The sequence below is a fragment of the Moritella dasanensis ArB 0140 genome, from assembly GCF_000276805.1.
GTDB lineage: Bacteria > Pseudomonadota > Gammaproteobacteria > Enterobacterales > Moritellaceae > Moritella > Moritella dasanensis.
On sequence record NZ_AKXQ01000013.1, the window covers coordinates 36,666 to 56,635 of the forward strand.

Annotated in this window: 16 protein-coding genes; 7 read left to right on the forward strand and 9 right to left on the reverse strand. The window is 43.1% G+C overall.

What is annotated here, in order from left to right; genetic code table 11:
- Nucleotides 1-84: 84 nt before the first annotated feature.
- The 5 genes from A923_RS0112315 to A923_RS0112335 are packed head-to-tail and all read right to left on the reverse strand — an operon-like array spanning nt 85 to nt 4,800.
- Entirely contained in the window at nt 85-1,905 is a 1,821-nt protein-coding gene (locus A923_RS0112315) for a bifunctional molybdopterin-guanine dinucleotide biosynthesis adaptor protein MobB/molybdopterin molybdotransferase MoeA (protein WP_017221978.1), read from the reverse strand.
- A gap of 51 nt (nt 1,906-1,956) precedes the next feature.
- Nucleotides 1,957-2,541 (reverse strand): molybdenum cofactor guanylyltransferase MobA, encoded by a 585-nt coding sequence (gene mobA / locus A923_RS0112320; RefSeq protein WP_017221979.1) that lies wholly within the window; start codon nt 2,539-2,541, stop codon nt 1,957-1,959.
- Nucleotides 2,528-3,232 carry an ATP-binding cassette domain-containing protein gene (locus A923_RS0112325; protein ID WP_017221980.1) on the reverse strand — a complete coding sequence of 235 codons (705 nt, stop codon included), beginning with the start codon at nt 3,230-3,232 and terminating at the stop codon, nt 2,528-2,530. Before A923_RS0112325 ends, mobA begins: the two co-directional genes overlap by 14 nt.
- Before the next feature lie 14 nt (nt 3,233-3,246).
- Nucleotides 3,247-3,948 carry an ABC transporter permease gene (locus A923_RS0112330; RefSeq protein ID WP_017221981.1) on the reverse strand — a complete coding sequence of 234 codons (702 nt, stop codon included), beginning with the start codon at nt 3,946-3,948 and terminating at the stop codon, nt 3,247-3,249.
- A gap of 27 nt (nt 3,949-3,975) precedes the next feature.
- A complete protein-coding gene (locus tag A923_RS0112335) occupies nt 3,976-4,800 on the reverse strand; it encodes an ABC transporter substrate-binding protein (RefSeq protein WP_017221982.1) in 825 nt (274 codons plus the stop codon).
- A 260-nt stretch (nt 4,801-5,060) separates the two neighbouring features.
- Here A923_RS0112335 and A923_RS0112340 point away from each other — a divergent pair, with 260 nt between their 5' ends.
- On the forward strand, nt 5,061-6,527 hold the full coding sequence (locus A923_RS0112340; RefSeq protein ID WP_017221983.1) for a sigma-54-dependent transcriptional regulator: 1,467 nt from the start codon (nt 5,061-5,063) through the stop codon (nt 6,525-6,527).
- The gene (locus A923_RS0112345; protein ID WP_017221984.1) at nt 6,524-8,569 is read left to right on the forward strand and encodes a sensor histidine kinase; all 2,046 of its coding nucleotides are present in this window, start codon (nt 6,524-6,526) and stop codon (nt 8,567-8,569) included. The genes A923_RS0112340 and A923_RS0112345 overlap by 4 nt, the downstream gene beginning before the upstream one ends.
- A gap of 38 nt (nt 8,570-8,607) precedes the next feature.
- Here the strand turns inward: A923_RS0112345 and A923_RS0112350 are convergent, their stop codons facing one another.
- On the reverse strand, nt 8,608-9,648 hold the full coding sequence (locus A923_RS0112350; protein ID WP_017221985.1) for a lipid A deacylase LpxR family protein: 1,041 nt from the start codon (nt 9,646-9,648) through the stop codon (nt 8,608-8,610).
- Between the two features lie 198 nt (nt 9,649-9,846).
- Here A923_RS0112350 and A923_RS0112355 point away from each other — a divergent pair, with 198 nt between their 5' ends.
- Nucleotides 9,847-11,889: a PhoX family protein gene (locus A923_RS0112355; RefSeq protein WP_017221986.1), complete on the forward strand. Its 2,043-nt coding sequence runs from the start codon at nt 9,847-9,849 to the stop codon at nt 11,887-11,889.
- 122 nt (nt 11,890-12,011) lie between these two features.
- Nucleotides 12,012-12,353, forward strand: a complete 342-nt coding sequence (locus A923_RS0112360) for a hypothetical protein (protein WP_017221987.1) — start codon at nt 12,012-12,014, stop codon at nt 12,351-12,353.
- Here A923_RS0112360 and A923_RS0112365 read toward each other — a convergent pair.
- Nucleotides 12,337-13,494, reverse strand: coding sequence for an MFS transporter (locus A923_RS0112365; protein WP_017221988.1), 1,158 nt, complete (start codon nt 13,492-13,494; stop codon nt 12,337-12,339). The genes A923_RS0112360 and A923_RS0112365 overlap by 17 nt on opposite strands.
- Nucleotides 13,495-13,592: 98 nt before the next feature.
- Here A923_RS0112365 and A923_RS0112370 point away from each other — a divergent pair, with 98 nt between their 5' ends.
- Nucleotides 13,593-14,387, forward strand: coding sequence for an AraC family transcriptional regulator (locus A923_RS0112370; RefSeq protein ID WP_017221989.1), 795 nt, complete (start codon nt 13,593-13,595; stop codon nt 14,385-14,387).
- Nucleotides 14,374-14,619 (forward strand): Rho-binding antiterminator, encoded by a 246-nt coding sequence (locus A923_RS0112375; protein WP_026006218.1) that lies wholly within the window; start codon nt 14,374-14,376, stop codon nt 14,617-14,619. The genes A923_RS0112370 and A923_RS0112375 overlap by 14 nt, the downstream gene beginning before the upstream one ends.
- Before the next feature lie 100 nt (nt 14,620-14,719).
- On the opposite strand, the gene A923_RS0112380 is transcribed toward A923_RS0112375, so the two are convergent.
- On the reverse strand, nt 14,720-16,702 hold the full coding sequence (locus tag A923_RS0112380; RefSeq protein ID WP_017221991.1) for a methyl-accepting chemotaxis protein: 1,983 nt from the start codon (nt 16,700-16,702) through the stop codon (nt 14,720-14,722).
- Between the two features lie 196 nt (nt 16,703-16,898).
- Entirely contained in the window at nt 16,899-18,224 is a 1,326-nt protein-coding gene (gene xseA / locus A923_RS0112385; protein WP_202800842.1) for an exodeoxyribonuclease VII large subunit, read from the reverse strand.
- Nucleotides 18,225-18,458: 234 nt separating this feature from the next.
- Between xseA and guaB the strand changes: the two genes are divergently transcribed.
- Entirely contained in the window at nt 18,459-19,922 is a 1,464-nt protein-coding gene (gene guaB, locus A923_RS0112390; protein ID WP_017221993.1) for an IMP dehydrogenase, read from the forward strand.
- The last annotated feature ends 48 nt before the right edge of the window (nt 19,923-19,970 follow it).

Genomic DNA, 19,970 nt, shown 5'->3' on the forward strand with positions numbered 1-19,970 from the left:
TAGATTAGATAGAATGTAATAGGGGAATAGTGGCGTGATGTGAGCACGCCACTATTTTATTTAATAGCGGTTTATTTATAAGTACTAAACGCGACCCTGTAGTGGTACTACACGCACCAAATCCCCAATTTCTGCATTTGCCTGTTCAGGTAATACTTCAACCAAACAATTCGCTTCACTCATCGAACGTAAGATGCCTGAGCCTTGCTGTCCGGTACTTTTTACCGTTAAACGACCATTAGCATCAAAACTAAAAATACCACGGGTATACTCTGTACGGTTAGGACGAGAGCGGAACTTTTCTGTCGCAACTGCATTGAACACTTGTGGCTGCCAATTATCCATACCTTGTAGTTTGCGGATCACAGGTTCGACAAATTGTAAAAACACCACCATTACGGCAACTGGATTGCCCGGTAAACCGAAAAACGGCGTGTCATCAATGTGGCCAAAGGCAAGCGGACGACCTGGACGCATATTAATACGCCAAAAGTTAATTTGTCCGAGCTTGGCTAATACTGTCTTAATGTAATCAGCATCGCCAACCGAGACACCACCAGAAGATAAGATTAAATCAGCTTGCTGGGCACCTTGCTCTAAGGTCATTTCCAATGCAGCTTCATTGTCTTCGATAATACCTAAGTCAATCACCTCACAACCCGCTTGCGTTAACATCGCGTGTAAAGTGTAACGGTTGGAATCGTAGATACAGTTATTCTTTTGCGCTTCACCTGGATGTTGAACTTCATCACCGGTGGAAAAAATCGCCACGCGAATCGCTCTTTTTACCGATACTTGATTGATCCCCAGTGAGGCTATCATGCCTAACTCTGGTGCGGTGATCTTGCTATTCGCAGCAACGGCTGTTTGGCCTAATGCTAAATCTTCACCTGCTTGGCGTACATTCTGGCCAGCGTTAATTGCAGCCATGTTTAGATTAAAGCGAACTATGTTGTCGATTTGCTCTGCTTGCTCACGCATCACGACTGTATCTGCGTACTCAGGTACCGCAGCCCCCGTCATGATGCGGACTGCTTGGCCTTTTTCGAGTGGTAAGTCGTAACTGTGACCAGCCATCACATGAGCAACAACCGTATAGTCTTCACGTTCTAAATCATCACCGCGAATGGCATAACCATCCATTGCTGAATTGGTGTGTTGTGGAACATTGACGGGCGATAAAATATCACGTGCGACAATTTGACCCAAAGCCGCTTTTAAATCAACGGTCTGCGCTTGTTCAATTGGTACAATATGACCAAGAATACGCTCACGACCTTCGGCAACAGACAACATGCCTTGTGGTGTTAGATCGCCGCACTGCAAGCCTTGTGATTGTGATGCTGCGCTGGTATCAACTTCACCTTGAATAAAGCGCACCACAAAATCGGTGATCTGTTCAAGATTATTAATATCGAGTAGGGGGAGTGACGCTTTTTCTGCTAAAGCTGCAGATCCCGACACGGGAACAGCTACATTGGCAGCCACGGCAATAATATTATCGTCAGTTGGGTGCAACCAAGGTTTGCCGACTTCGCTACGGTGTAATTCAATTTTAGGGAAACTGAGCTTTTTAAAGCCTTCAACCAAAATAAGGTCGAGTTGGGTTTGATCTAATTGCGCGATTAAATGCGGTAAGGTAGCTTCCTCATCAGGTGTTTCGGTGACTAATGCACGGCGACAACGTGATGAGATCAGCATTTGGCTCGCGCCTGCTTTACGCAAGCGATGGCTGTCTTTACCTGGTTGGTCAATATCAAAATCATGGTGTGCATGTTTAATCACAGCAACACGAATACCACGCGCGACTAGCTTAGGTAACATGGCTTCAAGTAGTGTTGTTTTACCTGTACCACTGAAGGCTGCAAAGCCAAGTAAAGGCAGTGACGCGTGTATTTTACTCATGATGCTTACTCATTGTTATTGACTCATTGTTGGTGATTTATTATGGGTAACTTATTGCTGTCCAAATTGGGCTAGTTCCACAGGGGTATTTAAATTAACGAAGGCATTTGGCTGATCGCTAAAGTCCACTGTAAGCATATTACATTGACGATATAATAGGATGATTTTACGATCGCCATTATCTAAAAATGCTTCTAACTTAGGTAAAATACGACGGTGTAACAGCGTTACTACGGGTTGAATATGTTCACCATCATGGGCAACGAGGATATCGGTATCGGCTTGGCAAGCTGCGGCCATTCGCGCGACTAAATCATGCGGTAGTTGTGGGCAATCACAAGGTACAAAGCCAATCCATTCAGCATCCGCTAAATGTAAAATCGCGGCATGCATGCCACCCAGTGGACCGGGGTAACCTTGTAATTGATCGCCAAATACCACGCCATATTGGCCGTAACTGTCTTGGTTGCGATTGGCGTTAATGGCTATATGAGTTGTCTGCGGCGCGAGGGTATCGATAACATGTTCAATCATGGCTTTACCCGCTAATTGCACTAAGCCTTTATCATTGCCACCCATGCGGCTAGCTTGCCCGCCTGCTAAAATCACCCAATTTGTTTGTTCAGCCGAAAGCATAGTTATCCTTATCTTTTTTAATGAGCTGTAAATCTGCTCGTTCGATTAGTTTGCTATTGCTAATGCACCATTGACGGCGACAAAGTGCGGTAAGTGCATTTTGCTGGTGGCTGGTGATGACTAAAGTTGAGCCGCGCTCGAGTAAATCTTTGGCTAACACCACTTGGCGTTCGATGGATTCTTTATCCATACTGGCACTTGATTCATCCATTAACAGCACGCTAGGTTTTAGTACCCATGCTCTGGCCATTGCCACACGTTGGCGTTCGCCACCTGACAATACCGAAATATGTTCATTAGCTAAGGTCTCTAACCCTACCATACGTAAGGCAGTTATCGCTTCACTTCGTTGTTCTTGGCGGCCTTTTAGGGCGAATTTTAAACCATAACAGACATTATCCAATACGCTGCCATCAAACATATACGGTGTTTGGTGCATATAGATAACGCCATTTTTGCCATTACTTTTAAATAACCGTGCAAACCAGCTTTGGTTCTGTAGGTTGACAGTACCTGTGGTTGGGCTTTGTAAACCGGATAATATTTTTAGCAGGGTGGTTTTACCCACGCCGTTACCGCCAGTAAGGTAAATCGCTTCTTGCGGGCCGAATTTAAGGTGAGGTATGTGAAAAAGCAGCCGATCTTTAAAGCGAATCGAGATATCTTCTGCTTGAATTGTAATTTGCGACATGACCTTACCTCAGCCTAATTGGTACGCAAGTGGGCTTTACCACGGGCGATAGATAATAAGAAATTAAGTCCTAGGGCTAAGATTAATAACACCATGCCTAGGGCTACCCCTTGTGCAAATGCGCCTTTTGAACTTTCGAGGGCGATTGCTGTGGGGATATTACGGGTCGAATTGAGAATATTACCGCCGACCATCATTGAACAGCCAACTTCGGTAATAATACGACTAAATGCGGCGATAACAGCAGCAAGTAGCGGGAATCGACATTCCCACATCAAACTTAATAATGCGCGGGGTAAACTTGCCCCCAATGTCAGTGCCGTTTCCCAAGCGCGGCGATCACTGTTTTGAAATGCCGCGTGCATCATTGACACTAAAATGGGAAAGCACACCATCATCTGTCCCAATATCATCGCTTTTTGGGTGAATAGCATTTGCCAATCACCTAGCGGACCAGCGCGAGACAGCGTCATGTAAAGTAACAAACCAATCACCACGGTAGGGATGGATTGGCAGGTATTAAATAAAGACAGTATTAACCAACGCCCAGGGAATTTTCCGTAGGCGAGGGCAAAGGCGATCACTAATGCTGGTACGAGTACCAAGGTGATCGCCAGCAAAGACACTGAGAATGACACACCGACAATTCCCCACAGTGCCATATCGCCACTGAAGAGAAGTTGTACTGCGTCTTGGGTCGTTTGCCAGATATTCATTCGTTATCTAAGTTACTCGTTCGTTGATTAAGACTTGGCATTAGCGACAAATAATTGCTCGCCACCACGTTTATAACTGTTGATCATAGTCTGTGCTTTTGGATTAACTAACCAATCGCTAAAAATCTTTGCACCTTGATAGTTGATGCTTGGGTAACGGCTTGGATTCACTAAGATAACTTGGTACGGGTTAAATAAACGTTTGTCACCTTGCACTACAATCTGCAGGTCTAGTTTGGCTTGGTAAGCTAACCAAGTACCACGGTCTGTTAATGTATATGCTTGTAATTCCGATGCCATGTTCAGTGTTGGCCCCATGCCTTGGCCTACGGCTTTGTAGCCTGAAAAGGTCGGTTCCATTTTAGTTTGTGCCCACAGACCCAATTCTTTTTTATTCGTACCAGAATCATCACCACGCGAAATGAAGGTCGCGTTGTAAGAAGCTATACCAGCTAATGCCTTCACTACATCTTTATCCGCATTGATTTTTGCAGGATCATTTTTTGGACCAACTAATACGAAGTCGTTATACATTAATTTACGTGGCAGTACGCCGTAACCAGCTGCCACGAATTTCGCTTCTGCATTCGCAGCGTGCGTCATCACCAAATCAACATCGCCATTTTGACCCATACGTAATGATTTACCGGTGCCAGCAGCAAGTACGTCGACTGTATAACCTGTGTCTTTTTTGAATTCTGGTAATAAGAAGTCAAGCAGTCCTGAATGATAAGTACTCGTAGTCGTCGCCAAACGGATCTTCATGTCGTCAGCGGCATGAACACCAGCTGTTGTTGCAAGTGCGAGTAGCGTAAGTAATGTTTGGATACATGTCATCGGTTTTACAGTCATTAGGTCTTCCTGACGTTTAAGTTAGCTATAAGAAAAGTTAGTTGAAAAATCACAGTATTTGTCGTTATAAAGCAAATTAGATGCCAAATTAAAATACAAACCATATAAAACACCAGAAATACCAATAAGTGGTTAATTTAAAAGGTAAATAATATTTTTATTAAATTGAGTGAAAATAAAGGCTTGAAACAGTTTTGACTTTGTTAGTCGATATGAGACAAAATGTCGCAACTTAAAAATTACGGTAGTTATTTATATTTATGTCTGAATTTACTTCTTCTCCCTCTTGGGCTGCAGTCTCTGTACTTGTTGTTGATGATGAACCGGGTATGCGCGCGATCTTAAAGAAAGCCTTAAGCAAAAAATTTGCGCAAGTTGATACCGCCGGTAGCATCGAGGAAGGGGAAGAGCTGCGTAAACGTTGTCATTTCGATTTATTGATTGTCGATATCAATTTACCCGGTCGTTCAGGTATTGAGTGGCACGAAGCATTTGATCCGCAAACGCGCCGCAGCGATGTGATCTTCATGACCGGTTATGCCGATTTAGATACTGCGATTAAAGCTTTGCGTGCAGGCGCATCAGATTTTATTTTAAAACCGTTTAACCTCGAACAAATGATGCAATCGGTGAGTCGTTGTATCGAGCGCCGTTTAGTTGAACGTCAGAACTTTGCGCTGCAGCGTGATATTGAACGTACCTTCCCGATTGATATTATTGGTGACGCCAGCAAAACATTAGCGATGAAAAAACTGATCACCCAAATTGCGCCATCTATGGCTGCGGTATTAGTCGAAGGTGAATCTGGCACAGGTAAAGAATTAGTCGCGCGAGCATTGCATCAGTTGAGCTTACGTAATGGTCCTTTTGTACCGTTAAACTGCGGTTCTATTGCCCCCGACTTATTAGAAAGTGAATTATTTGGTCATACTCAAGGTGCGTTTACGGGGGCTAAGAAAAGCCGTGAAGGGTTATTTCGCGTCGCTAATGGCGGTACGCTATTTTTGGATGAAATTGGTGAAATGCCACTGGCCATGCAATCATCGTTATTACGGGTATTGGAGCAAAAGGCCATTCGCCCAGTGGGTGGTGAACGTGAGATCCCCGTCGATGTGCGTATTGTTGCGGCGACTAACCGTAATTTAAAACAAGAAGTCGATGCCGGTCGTTTTCGTCAAGATCTGTATTATCGCTTAAACGTATTAACAGTTGAGTTACCACCGTTACGTGATCGCGTTGAAGATATTCCGGCATTGGCGCATCACTTTACCCTGAAATTATCCAATGACTTGGGCATGAAAGGGGTAAGCTGGACACATGAAGATATAAAAGCCATGCAGGCATATGACTGGCCAGGTAATATTCGTGAATTACGTAATATGATGGAGCGTTGTATTTTGTTAGGCAAACCACCTGCGGAATATTGGCGCGAGTTACAAGGTGATACCGTGCCGTTAGCAAGAGCGACTATTGCTCAGTTTGATCAAGCCAGTATCGATGAAGCGAATCTTGAAAGCCCGTGTCACTGTTCATCTGTGGGGGATGGGGATGAAGAACAATATTGTTATCCAACGGCCTGGACATTAAAACAAGTTGAAAAAGCACATATCATGCAGGTTGTTGATTCTAATGAAGGAAATAAATCAGCAGCGGCGCGTAAGCTTGGCGTAGCACGTAAAACGTTAGAGCGTAAATATAAAGAATGGATTGATGAAGCGGCCTTATGAAAATGAAGCAATTTATACTGTTATGGATTAAACGTTTTCGAACCATGGTGCGTTACCGCTTGTTGGTATTAACCTCGGTACCCATTATTCTGACGTTATTTGCGCTGTTCGCACTGGCTATGTATTGGACGGTGACGTACACCTGGCAAAACGCCTTAATGAATGTAAAAGCTGACCGGACTGTGGCACATAATAGTATTGCGCTGTTGCAGAAAGAGCAGCGCCTGCAGCTTACATCGTTGTCATCCTCGTACGAATTTCAGCACTTATTACGGACAGATAAAGCCAAATTACCGACGTGGGTTAATCAGCAGACAGAGAGTCATAACTTGGATTTTGTGGTTTTGCATCCGGCCTCAGATTTGGATACTTTCCCACTGGTGAATCAACTGTCGTTACTGGCGGGTAAAGCACAAACATTTTTACAAGTATTAAACAGTGGGCAGTTGTTTGCGCTGAACAAAAATCTGCCAATCAATGCGCAAATTCCGTTATTACGTGAAAATAAGTTAGAGTCAAAAGGACTGGTTAGTCGTAATTTACTGCCGATATTTGATCGTAATAAGCAACTGCTGTGGATCTTAGATGGCGGCATATTATTAAATAATAGTACTTCACTGGTTGATCGTATTCGTGATCTTGTCTACACCCCTGGTACATTGCCGCAGGGTAGTATAGGAACTGTGACGCTATTTATGGATGATATACGGGTGAGTACTAACGTGCCCTTAGACAGCGATAAAGTTAATGGTCGCGCTATTGGCACCCGGGTTTCTGCAGAGGTGAAACAACAAGTCCTTGTTGATGGAGACGAGTGGGTCGGTCGTGCTTTTGTTTATGACAATTGGTATATCTCGGCTTATGAACCACTACGAGATTATGACGGTAATGTCATCGGCATGTTGTATACCGGTTATTTAGAATGGCCCTTAGTTGAAACCTTTCTAACTAACATTGCCGAGTTTAGCATTGGTATTATTGCGGTATTATTACTCTCGGGTGGCTTGGTATATCGTGGTGCACGGGATTTATTTCGACCGATAGAAAAGATCCATAATGTTGTTAGAGTGGTGCCGCTAGGACTTAATCGTCGTATTGGCGATCTGGGGTTATGTAAAGATCATGAATTAGCGGCGTTTGGTCAGCAATTTGATTCCATGCTCGATCAATTAGAACAACGCAATGATGTGATTAAACAAGCGTCGGTGGAACTGGAAGATAAAGTGCGTACGCGTACTCAAAGTTTACATGATAAAACCCAAGAGTTAGAACAGTACATTAAGTTGTTAAACCAAACGCGAAGTAAACTCGTCATGAGTGAAAAGCTGGCAGCGCTGGGTGAACTCACTGCTGGTATTGCCCATGAAATTAATAATCCGACCGCGGTTATTTTAGGTAACGTGGAGTTGTTGCAACTCGAGTTAGGCGATGACAGCTTACGGGTGAGCGAAGAACTGGAAGCAATACATGAACAAATAGATCGTATCCGTAATATTACCCGCAGTTTACTGCAATACAGCCGCCAAGGTGGCGTGCAAGATGAGGTCACTTGGCAGCATTTAAACCTAATCGTTAAAGAAAGTCTGACCTTGGTTCGTTCTGGCACCAAATCCGCCAATGTACAAATTGAATCGCAACTCGACGCCAAGTGCTGCGTGGAAGTAAACCGTCATCAATTGCTGCAAGTGTTAGTTAATTTACAGATGAATGGGGTGCATGCCATGGATGACAAAGGCATGCTGAAAATTAAAACTGAAGATTGGTTGGATGATAAAGGCAATATAATTGGCGCTGCTGTACATATTAGCGATCATGGTTGTGGTATTAGCGAGGACAATTTAGCGCGTATTTTCAATCCGTTTTTTACGACGCGTCGTAGCGGTACTGGTTTAGGGTTATCGGTGAGCCAAACCATTATTAGCGAAGTAGGCGGTAAGATCACAGTGCAATCAGATCTGGGCATCGGTTCGACATTTTCGATTTACTTACTTGAAAAAGCCGTTGTGCATAATGAACTATTATTACCTGTTGAGGTGTACTAACGGGTCAATGCTTAACTTAGAAAAAACTTAGAAAAAACTTATAAAAAAGCAAACAGAGCAAGGGCTGAAGTACCGTATAACGCCGTCTGAGCTTGTTCATAATCTGGCGTTTTAGCGGTAAAGGTTAGGCTTAGACCAACATGTCGGTTATACCATGTTGCGCCTAATACTGCGCTTGATTGCCAGTTTTCAAGTGTCGACGGGTAATTTTCTGGATCGGGGATATTAGGCCGTTTACCTTCAATGGTTATGTCGTTAAATCGGTAACGGCCTTCAACGCCGGTAAATACAAACCAAGCTGAACTTGACGCGCCAATCATGCCAGGGCGAAAGGGATGTTCGGTTGAAATACCTGCCGCGCCCATATTAGCAGCAAGATCTGTACCCCAGCGAAACATCATGCCGGTTGCTACATCACTTCTAAATCCTCCCACATTAATTTCGGTAATATTAGATATTTCAAACTCGGTATTATTAAAAGAAGTATGAGCAGAGTCATCATTATCAAATAAGGCATTACGGCTAAAGTTAACGTGAGTGAGGTAGCCAATACTACCTACCACGTCATCTTCTATTTGATATTCCCAGCCTTTTGGTTCATCAGACCCAGTCATTTTATGGACAATCTTTTGGGCTTGGTCTGCAAATGAACTTTCACCTGTGGCGCCAAGTGTGAGGTTAAATCGTTGTACTTGTTGTGGGTTAAGGCTAATGAAATTAAATTCACCATAGAAGTAACCAGCATAAGGCCGATCGTTAGCGACTGGTTCTGTCGACTCAATGTCTGAGGGGGTCCACATTTTATGACCCAGCGTGAACTCAAACTTATCTAGAGAAGGCTTCTCCCATATGGATAGACTCAAATACGTCAGCATCGACGGTGTGCTTATTGCGCTGGAAGTATAAGAGATAAAAATACCGTTACTGTAGTCTTGGTCAACACCAAAAGTACCATCATTATCGAGGGCTAATGTAATGGTTGGCTGCTCAGACGCCACCACACTTGATGAGGTCGCAGCTATTAATGCACAGAGACAGAGTAACGGAAAGAGTAATGGGAAGAGAGTGCGTAACTTCATTTTATCACCATCATTAATAACGTACTCTTAACCATAGCAGCGTATATGCCAACGTGAGGGATATAACCATGGCTCAGCGTTGATTGTGTGTGGCATTCAATAAAAATTTATAAAAACTGTCACATTTCTGAAATAGAATATACACACTAGGTTGTTATTTTATAGCGGTCTTAAATTATAACCTAAGTAGATAAAAGCATGAGCAAAGATACATTTGACCCAACGAAATATAATAACAGTAACAACGAACCCTTCGCAGCGGTAATGGAGAGAGAATTATCTCGCCGTAGTATATTAAGAGCCGGAATGGGGATGGCTGCTGTTGGCATGTTAAGCGGTGTGGGTCTGGCAGGTTGTTCGAGTTCAGCAACGAGCTCAATGACTCACTCTGCGGGTTCAACAGGCGCTAAAGTTAAATTAGGTTTCGATTCTATTGCTGGCGCCAAGTTAGATGCTGTTGTTGTACCGAAAGGTTACAGTGCACAAGTGCTGGCTCCTTGGGGAACACCATTGAACGATCTTGCGCAAGAATGGCGCACAGATGGTGCTAACACCGCGCTTGATCAAGCGAATTCACTCGGTATGCATCATGACGGCATGCACTACTTCCCGTTAAATGGTAGTTCTACCGATGGCTTATTATGTATTAATCACGAATACATAGACCAAAAAGCGTTACACCCAACAGGTCCTACTAAAGACAGTAATAGCCTACGTACAATCCTTGATGAAGTACGTAAAGAAATTAATGCGCATGGTGTTACTGTGGTAAGGGTTCAGCAAACCAATGGTATGTGGGATGTGGTTAAAAATGATAGTCATAATCGCCGCTTTACTGGTGCTACGACTATGAATATTAGTGGCCCTGTTGCTAATAAAGCGCTACTTGAAACGCCTTTCTCTCCCGCTGGCGATAAAGTCAGAGGCACGTTAAATAACTGTGGTAATGGCTACACACCATGGGGTACTTACTTGACCTGCGAAGAAAACTGGCCTGGATATTTTGTTAATACCGGCACGCAGACCGCAGATCAATCACGTATCGGTATTGATGCTAATAACACGCGTTATGGTTGGGATGATTTAGCCGGAAATGCAGCTGAGATTGATGATGAATTTAAGCGTTTCGATATCACTGAAATGGGCAAAGATGCCACTGAAGATTACCGTAATGAAGCCAATGGCCACGGTTATATCGTTGAAATTAATCCGTATGATAATAGCACTAGCGCGGTAAAACGTACTGCACTGGGTCGCTTCCGTCATGAAGGTTGTGTGTTTGGCCAAGTTGTTGAAGGCAAGCCTATCGTATTTTATTCTGGTCACGATTCGCGCTTCGAATATATTTATAAATTTGTATCTGATGTTAACTGGCATGCTGCTGACGCAGGGCGTGATGATCGCTTAGCGGTTGGTGCTAAATACATGGATCAAGGTACGTTGTTCGTCGCTAGATTCGATGATAATGGCGTTGGTGTATGGCTGCCATTAACAATGGACAGTACGACGACTCAAGGTGGCACACTTGCTGATACCTTCTCAAGTTTGGCGGGTATTATTCTTAATACCGCAGGCGCAGCAGATTTAGTCGGTGCAACGCCAATGGATCGTCCAGAATGGGCAGCGGTAGATCCAGTGAATGGTGCGGTTTACATGACCTTAACTAATAACACTAAGCGTACTACAGAAACTAACGCTGCTAACCCAAGATTGAATAACAGCACGGGTCATATTATCCGTTGGCAAGAAGGCGATAATGCTACGCAATTTAGCTGGGATATCTTCGTGTTTGGTGCTGCTGAAGATGCATCTCCAGAAGTGAATATTTCAGGATTGGCTGAACTAAACCAATTCGCCAGCCCTGATGGTTTAGCGTTCGATGCTCGTGGCATTATGTGGATGCAAACCGATAACGGCGCACCTGAATTAACGGAATATACCAATGATCAGATGTTGGCTGTGGTGCCTAGTCAGTTAACGACTGATTCCGGCGAACTCGATACCATCAACAGCAGCAATCAAACAGAATTAAAACGTTTCTTCGTTGGCCCTAATGGTGCTGAAGTCACGGGATTAGCCTTTAGTCCTGCGCAGACGGATCTGTTCTTGAATGTTCAGCATCCAGCTAACTGGCCGTATAGCAATGATGCGACGATGGCGACTCCGAGTCATAAAGCGGTTAGACCGCGCGCGGCAACGGTGATTATTCGTAAAAATGATGGCGGTGAAGTTGGGATTTAATTAACGGGCTACTTCAAAGTACACTTTGCATAACCAGCCTTCGGGCTGGTTTTATTGTTTATAGCGCCTGATTTACGGTAGGATAGCGCTATAAAAATTGACAGTCTAACCGCGGGCAGAACATGACTAAAACAGAAAAGAAGATTGATAATAATTTATGTAAAATCCTTACCGATGTTTGTGAAACGGCAAAGGACGACATTCAGGGTTTTCAATGGTTAACACATCAGGTTAATTACGCTAATTTCCCGGCATCATTAAAGCTGACATGCGTGTTTGATAGCAATGCTGATATTGCCCAATTGACAGCTTCGAAGCAAGATTTGCGTTTGCAGGGGCTGTTAACGCAGGCACTTATGTCGATGGATGTGAAACTAAAAAATCCCAATAAACAGATCAAATTTGATAGTGAAGAAAACTGTGCTCGTGATAATGGCGGCAACTGGACTAAACGTTTAGCTTAGTGGCCGTTTTATGCACTGCTCGGTTAAGCTGAACAGTGCAGATTAAGATGATGACAGCCGCGAGGACCAGTACTAAGCCTAGGTTGTTTAATATTCCTGTGACCGCCAATCCCGCCCCTAAAAGTAAATAATACAACAAGCCAAATACTGCGCCTGCAGATCCAGCGACATCTTTATATTTTGCTAAGGCATGCGCAAGAATATTCGGAATGGCAATACCATAACTCATTACCACAATTAGCATCGGTGCTAACAACCAAACGCTGTCTTGCAGTGTATAAACTCCGATACTGCCACAAAATACTAAAGCACAGGCTAAACCTAGTAATGACTGTGATGTGTATTTCACTTGCAGCAAACGTTTGTTAAGCAAACTGCCGAGTAAACTACCACAGGCTAATGCGATGCCGGTGTAACCAAATTCAATCGAGCTAAAATCGAGTTTGCTAAAGATAAATGGCGCGAGTGAGTAATAGCTAAATAACACTAGGTTAAACAGGGCGACCAAAATAGAATTGTAACGAATGTCACTGTCTTTCAGCATACGCATGAGTAAAGTCATGAGATTCACTTTAACTATCTTGTCAGGGCGCGTTTCAGGCAACGCTTTAAGTGTCACTAAGAGTAATAATATAGCCAGTATAAGTAACACTGAAAACACCCCTATATGACCAGCGTACTCAACGATAAAGCCACCCGATATTAAACCGATGACGGGACTCAGTGAGATCCCCATACCCATTAGCGTAAACACTTTAACTAAATCATGACCGTTATAGCTGTCTCGTAGCATGGTTTGAGTTACGACAGAACCAACTGCAGCGCCAAATGCAGATGTAAATCGAGCCATCATCACCATATTGAAATCCGTAGCCATTAACGCCAATATAGACCCTAAGCCGTACGTGCATAAACCAATTAACATCGCTGGTCGACGGCCAATCAGATCGGCGATGCGTCCCCAAAAGATGACACCCAATGCAAATGCGCTAAAGTAGATAGATAAGGTTTGCGTCGCGGTATGAATACTGACATCAAAACTGTTTGCAAGGTGTGGCAATACCGGACTGTAGATGGTTTCGACAATTTGTGGAAACATCATTAAAGCCAATATAAGGCCGATGTGTGGTTTTTTGTTCATGCCATGTTCTCTCTGTATTATTAATATGTCGGCATTATAGTTATGATGGGGCATTCGTATTACAAACATTAGAACAGTTAATATCAAAAAGAGGACAAATGGCGGCTATTGCAGAAGGGCAGCAATTTAATGTCGATAGCTTATCCAATCAAGTGATAGGTATCGCGACCGAGGTTGGTCAGCATGACTCTGGTATGCACAAGCATAATAAAGGCCAGTTATTATATGCCCCCGCAGGTTGTATCAGTATTACTCTCGATGGCATGCAATCGGTATTACCACCGACACGTGCAGCTTGGATCCCCGCTGGGATGATGCACTGCGCACGTATGCGTAATGTGGTGTCGTATCGTTCGTTATATTTCAGTGCCGATCTGGCTGCGTTATTACCGACGACTATGTGCATTGTCGAAGTGAATATCTTATTACAAGCACTGATTGAACGTATGGCATTTTGGCCGTGGGATAAAGCGGAACTAGAACAAGCTAATACCCTGGCATTATTTTGTGACGAACTGGCTGTGGCACCGGTGCAACAATTGCACCTACCATTACCAAAGGATCTGAGGCTACAAACATGGTTAATGGCGCTAATGGTAAATGACTTGCCTCCGCAACCATTAAACCAATTACAAACTGAAATTGGCGCTAGCGGTAAAACCATCAGTCGCATTTTCTCTCGGGAAACCGGTATGCCTTATCAAGCGTGGCGGCAGCAATGGCGGTTGCTCAATGCCATCGAGCGTTTAGCGGAAGGTCAGCGTATTTCGATGGTAGCATTCGATTTAGACTTTACCAGTGACAGTGCGTTTATTAGTTTTTTTCGTCAGCATACAGGGTCGACACCAGCGAAATACTTAAGTGATAAAACGAGGCGTTATGATGAAATGTGAGCAATATGATTATATCGAAATAGCATGCATGTATCGGTATCTTATTAAATTAACCCTAAGAACGGGTGCTGAAATTGTTGGTACTGGCATTGATACACAGCGTAATGAGGGTAGGGAAGAATGCATTAAAATGGATATTGAGGGAAAGAGTGAATTGATTGTGCTCGATAGTATTTTAACGCTAGAGGTGAAAACAGATAACCCACACTTTCAGAGCGTCACGTTTGATTAAACTCGTTTTAAAAAAGCCTTGTTTGCGATAACAAACAAGGCTGGTGTTCAGGTCATGTTAGTGACTCGTCATGTTGTGAGTATTACAGTGACGAATGCAGTTATAAATTAAACTTACCCACAACATCTTTTAACTCGGTATTCATTACCCCAAGTTCTTTTGTTGTCGTTGCTGTATGTTCAGCATTACTTGAGAGTTCGCTAACGATGAGTTTTATCTCACTCATGTTACGCGTGACTTCATTACTCACTGTACTCTGTTCTTCTGCAGCTGAAGCTATTTGGATCGTTAGCTCGCTGATAGTGGCAATCGCTACTTCCATACTATCAAGATCTTGATTTACCTCTTGAGTATCTGTGGCCGTTGTTACACAACGTTCTTTGGTTTTATCCATCGCGGTCACCACGGCATTTACACCGGAATTAAGCTTTGCTAACATCGCATTAATTTCTGAAGTACTGTTTTGCGTACGCGCTGCTAATGCTCTCACTTCATCTGCAACCACGGCAAACCCACGACCTTGTTCGCCAGCACGTGCAGCTTCAATGGCGGCATTTAGCGCCAGTAAGTTAGTTTGTTCGGCAATATCACCGATCACGGTTAATACCTTACTTATTTGTTGGGTATGCTGGGCCATGCTCTCAATATTGACTACAGTGTCTTCAACATCATCCAATAATGTTTGAACATTGTTTGATGCACGTATCACCGTTAGTTTTGATTGTGAAACTGCATCGTGCATTTGCTGAGTAGAAGCGGCAGCATCAGCGGCATTGGTTGCTACAATCGTTGCTGTGGTACTCATTTCTTCCATCGCTGTTACTGCTTGTTCTGTTTCTTGTGCGTGGCTAATGACAATGTTATTGGTGATGTGAGTTTGTTCTTCTACTTGGGCGAGTGATCCCGATATTTTTATAGATGAATCATTCACCGATAACATTAAGGTATGTAAATAATTGATAAAGTTATTCACTGAATGACCAATATCACCGACTTCATCGTTTGCCTTAATCTCTACACGTGTAGTTAGATCAGCATTACCTTGTGAAAGTAAGTCGATGTTTTCACGTAATACGATAAGGCGTTGTGATAAACGCTTAAATGTAATGTAACAAAAACAAATGATCGCTAACATAAGTGGCAGTTGGATCGCCGCTATAATCGATAAAATAACCGACTCATTCTCATGTAAAGAACTCACTGGCACGGCTAACGCGATTGACCATGGCGTATCTGTTAATTGTTGGAAATACAATGCGTATTCTTCACCATTATCTGCAGCATAACTAATATAGTGACTGTTATTTTGATTGTTTAAATTGTTATTTACGGCATTAATAAACGCTGAGCGCGATGCCAGTGAAGCGGTTGTTTTTAATAATAACTCGCCTGACGTTGCCGCTGTATTATTCAGGATCTTGCCATCTTGTTCGACCACTAGAATATAACCGCCAAACTCTTGTTCTAAGTCTGTAGCAAGTTGATTAAAGAAACCGAGTGTGACGTCAATCGTTGCTGCACCATATAAACGCCCGTCTTTATAGATACCCATACTACAGTTAGTACGCGCTTCGGGACTTGCTGAATCTTTATAGGCTGGCGCCCAGGCACAGGTGCCTTTAGGTGCATTTTGTCCCGCTTTATGCCAAGACTGCTCAAAATAATTAGGTGATGCAGCGGTATTCCAATAATCACTGCGGATCAGTTGATTGCTATTGTCACGGTGAACAAATGAACTAAATTTACGTGTGCCTTCTTGGCGTTGCTCTGGCAATGGCCAAATACCGCCACCAAAGACGTTACTGTCGCCATACTGATCGACTAACGCTGGTAACAAAGCATCAATTTGCTCACTGGATAGTTCAGGAATAACTTGGGTAATATTTTTCTGTTGAGCTTCGACTTTATTGAGCTTTGCGAATACGTTTTCAGATACTTTTTGCAATGATGTGTGGATGATGTTTTCTGAAGATTTAAGTAACTCTGGCGAGACAAACATTTTAATACCAATGGTTGTTAACACCATTATTGCGAGCATAAATGCAATGAAATAGGAAGAGTAAATATTTTTAATTGATTTCATGTTTAGACTGCCTTGTAGTAATCATGATAGTAAGCTAACTAGTCTATCGGCAGATTAGAATAAGACGTGAGGTATTTTTATCTATTAGTCTAATGAATTATTATTTTATGGGTAAGGCTTATATGTATTAACTATTATAATATTCATGCGATTTTTACCTTGCCTAGCGCTTACCACCTCTAAGTAAGATTACTTATTAATCAATCGTAGACTGAACTTCACCATCGGTAAAGCGGGTCACTAGCTTGTCGCCTGATTTTAGTTTCGCTACCGAGGTAATGACTTGTTGTTTGTCATTTTGGGTAATGGAATAACCGCGGGTTAATGTCGCTAATGGACTGACGGTTTGCAGCTGCTGTACCAGATTTTGTAATTGATTCTGTTCTTGTTGTAAGCGGCGCTGCATGGCGCTGTGTAAACGGCTTTGCAAGTTGGCTTGTTGCTGCTGCATCGCGGTCAGCTTGTGCACGGGAGAGTGCGATTGTAAACGTCCTGTTAGCTGAGTTAAATGTAACTTCTGTTGACCGATATGGCGATTAACAGCTTGGTTTAAGCGTAAGTTAAGCTCATCAAGCTTTTGACTCTGTTGCTGTAGTTTATGCTGTGGGTGTTGGCTCATCAGCGATTGTTGTAAGTAACGCTGTTGATGTTGTTTTCTTGCTAACTGGTTTTGTATGGCTTTGTTTAAACGGTTGCTCAGATTCGTAACTTGTTGCTGTAGGTGCGCTTGGTCTTGGCTGACTAATTCAGCGGCTGCAGAAGGTGTTGGTGCGCGCATATCAGCGACGAAATCGGCGATAGTGACGTCGATCTCGTGGCCAACGGCGCTGATAATCGGCAGTTGGCTGTTAAAAATAGCGTGTGCAACGGATGCTTCATTAAAACACCATAAATCTTCCAGCGAACCACCGCCACGGCCGACAATTAACAAGTCGACCTCGTTACGTTGATTAGCAATATTAATGGCGTTAACAATGGCCGGGGCAGCCTGTGCACCTTGCACGAGTGTTGGGTAGATAATCACGGGTAAATTAGGACTACGACGTTCAAGTACGGTCAAGATATCGTGTACAGCTGCACCGGTTGCTGAGGTGATAACACCCACTTTTTTCGCATGCAGGGGGAGGGACTTTTTATGCGCTTGAGCAAAATAACCTTGTGCGTCTAACGAAGCTTTTAGTTGTTCATATTGCTGTTGCAATAAGCCATCACCGGCAGGGCTTAATGATTCAATGACTAATTGATATTCACCGCGAGGTTCATACATGGTCACGCGTACTTTGGCTAATACCTGCTGGCCGTTGGCTGGGCGAAATGTTACCCGACGGTTGTTGCCTTTGAACATCGCGCAGCGTACTTGTGAGCGACTGTCTTTGAGGGATAAATACCAATGCCCCGATGCGGGCGCAACAAAATTGGAAATTTCACCGGTTAACCACAGCGTACCCATTTCTGATTCGATCAATTGCCTAACGCTAGCATTTAAATGAGTCACGGTATAAATATTTGGATTGGTCAAAATAAGGCTCTCTCGCGTTAAGCAGTTAAAATCTGATGCACTTTTATCAGTAATCGGTATGAAATAGTATCGGAATATTGTAGCAGGTTTGCTTTTTAATAGGCATTAAGATCAAAGATAACTTCAAATAATTGAAATATAATTTGCTTTTACCCTAAACCATCCATATACTTCGTCCGCAATATTTGTACCAATTATGTCGTCCATTTTATCCCTTTACAAGGTGAGATATTGCCCATGCTAAGAATTGCCAAAGAAGCCCTTACCTTTGATGACGTACTACTTGTACCTGCTCATTCAACTGTTCTACCGAACGATGCGAACCTAAAAACTCAACTAACGAAAAAAATCTCGTTAAACATACCTATGCTTGCTGCTGCGATGGACACAGTAACTGAAGGTCGTTTAGCGATTGCGTTAGCTGAAGAAGGTGGCATTGGTTTTATTCACAAGAACATGTCAATCGAGCGTCAAGCTGCTGAAGTACGTTTAGTTAAAAAATATGTAAGTGGTATTGTTGCTGAGCCCGTTACTGTAAAACCTGATATGACTATTGCTGATGTAGCTGAACTAGCTAAGCAATATGGTTTTGCTGGCTTTCCTGTAGTAACCGAAGCCAATGACCTAGTGGGTATCATTACTGGTCGTGATGTACGTTTTGTTGATGATTTAACTGCCCTAGTTTCATCAGTAATGACACCGAAAGATCGTTTAGTGACTGTTGGACAAAAGTCTTCTCGTGAAGAAGTACTTGGCCTAATGCACAAACACCGTATTGAAAAAGTACTTGCTGTAAACGCAGACTTTAAATTGACGGGTATGATCACGGTTAAAGATTTTAAACAAGCAGAGAAAAAACCAAACGCATGTAAAGACGAATTAGGTCGTTTACGTGTAGGTGCTGCTGTAGGCGCTGGTGGTTCAACTACTGAGCGTATCGACGCATTAGTAGAAGCGGGTGTTGATGTTTTATTAATTGATTCATCACACGGCCATTCTCAAGGCGTTCTAAACCGTATTAAAGAAACACGCGCTGCATACCCAGATTTAGAAATCGTTGGTGGTAACGTAGCAACTGGCGCAGGTGCTCTAGCATTAGTAGAAGCTGGCGTTAGTTGCGTTAAAGTTGGTATCGGCCCTGGTTCAATCTGTACTACTCGTATCGTTACGGGTGTTGGTGTTCCACAGATCACAGCAATCAATGACGCTGTAACTGCATTAGAAGGTACTGGTATTCCAGTTATCGCTGATGGTGGTATCCGTTTCTCTGGTGATATCGCGAAAGCACTTGCTGCTGGTGCATCATGTGTAATGGTTGGTTCTATGTTCGCTGGTACTGAAGAAGCACCGGGTGAAGTTGAACTTTATCAAGGTCGTGCATACAAGTCATACCGTGGTATGGGTTCATTAGGCGCTATGTCTAAGGGTTCATCTGACCGTTACTTCCAATCAGAAAACGCTGCTGACAAATTAGTACCTGAAGGTATTGAAGGTCGTGTTCCTTATAAAGGCAAATTGAAAGAAATCATCCATCAACAAATGGGTGGTATTCGTTCTTCAATGGGTCTAACTGGTTGTGCAACTATCCATGACATGAACACGAAAGCTGAATTTGTTCGTATCACTGGTTCTGGTATCACAGAAAGCCATGTTCATGATGTGATCATGACTAAAGAAGCGCCAAACTACCGTTCAAACTAAGTTAGTTTTAGCAAAATAGATAGTTCGAAACTGATAATTCAAGAGGAG

Excerpts from the sequence above, each read along its gene's own strand:
- A923_RS0112350 (WP_017221985.1), bottom strand. The coding sequence starts at position 9,648 with ATGAAGTTACGCACTCTCTTCCCATTACTCTTTCCGTTACTCTGTCTC.
- A923_RS0112370 (WP_017221989.1), top strand. The coding sequence starts at position 13,593 with ATGGCGGCTATTGCAGAAGGGCAGCAATTTAATGTCGATAGCTTATCC.
- guaB (WP_017221993.1), top strand. The coding sequence starts at position 18,459 with ATGCTAAGAATTGCCAAAGAAGCCCTTACCTTTGATGACGTACTACTT.
- A923_RS0112335 (WP_017221982.1), bottom strand. The coding sequence starts at position 4,800 with ATGACTGTAAAACCGATGACATGTATCCAAACATTACTTACGCTACTC.
- A923_RS0112375 (WP_026006218.1), top strand. The coding sequence starts at position 14,374 with ATGATGAAATGTGAGCAATATGATTATATCGAAATAGCATGCATGTAT.
- mobA (WP_017221979.1), bottom strand. The coding sequence starts at position 2,541 with ATGCTTTCGGCTGAACAAACAAATTGGGTGATTTTAGCAGGCGGGCAA.
- A923_RS0112360 (WP_017221987.1), top strand. The coding sequence starts at position 12,012 with ATGACTAAAACAGAAAAGAAGATTGATAATAATTTATGTAAAATCCTT.
- A923_RS0112380 (WP_017221991.1), bottom strand. The coding sequence starts at position 16,702 with ATGAAATCAATTAAAAATATTTACTCTTCCTATTTCATTGCATTTATG.
- A923_RS0112345 (WP_017221984.1), top strand. The coding sequence starts at position 6,524 with ATGAAAATGAAGCAATTTATACTGTTATGGATTAAACGTTTTCGAACC.
- A923_RS0112330 (WP_017221981.1), bottom strand. The coding sequence starts at position 3,948 with ATGAATATCTGGCAAACGACCCAAGACGCAGTACAACTTCTCTTCAGT.
- A923_RS0112365 (WP_017221988.1), bottom strand. The coding sequence starts at position 13,494 with ATGAACAAAAAACCACACATCGGCCTTATATTGGCTTTAATGATGTTT.
- A923_RS0112340 (WP_017221983.1), top strand. The coding sequence starts at position 5,061 with ATGTCTGAATTTACTTCTTCTCCCTCTTGGGCTGCAGTCTCTGTACTT.
- A923_RS0112325 (WP_017221980.1), bottom strand. The coding sequence starts at position 3,232 with ATGTCGCAAATTACAATTCAAGCAGAAGATATCTCGATTCGCTTTAAA.
- A923_RS0112315 (WP_017221978.1), bottom strand. The coding sequence starts at position 1,905 with ATGAGTAAAATACACGCGTCACTGCCTTTACTTGGCTTTGCAGCCTTC.
- A923_RS0112355 (WP_017221986.1), top strand. The coding sequence starts at position 9,847 with ATGAGCAAAGATACATTTGACCCAACGAAATATAATAACAGTAACAAC.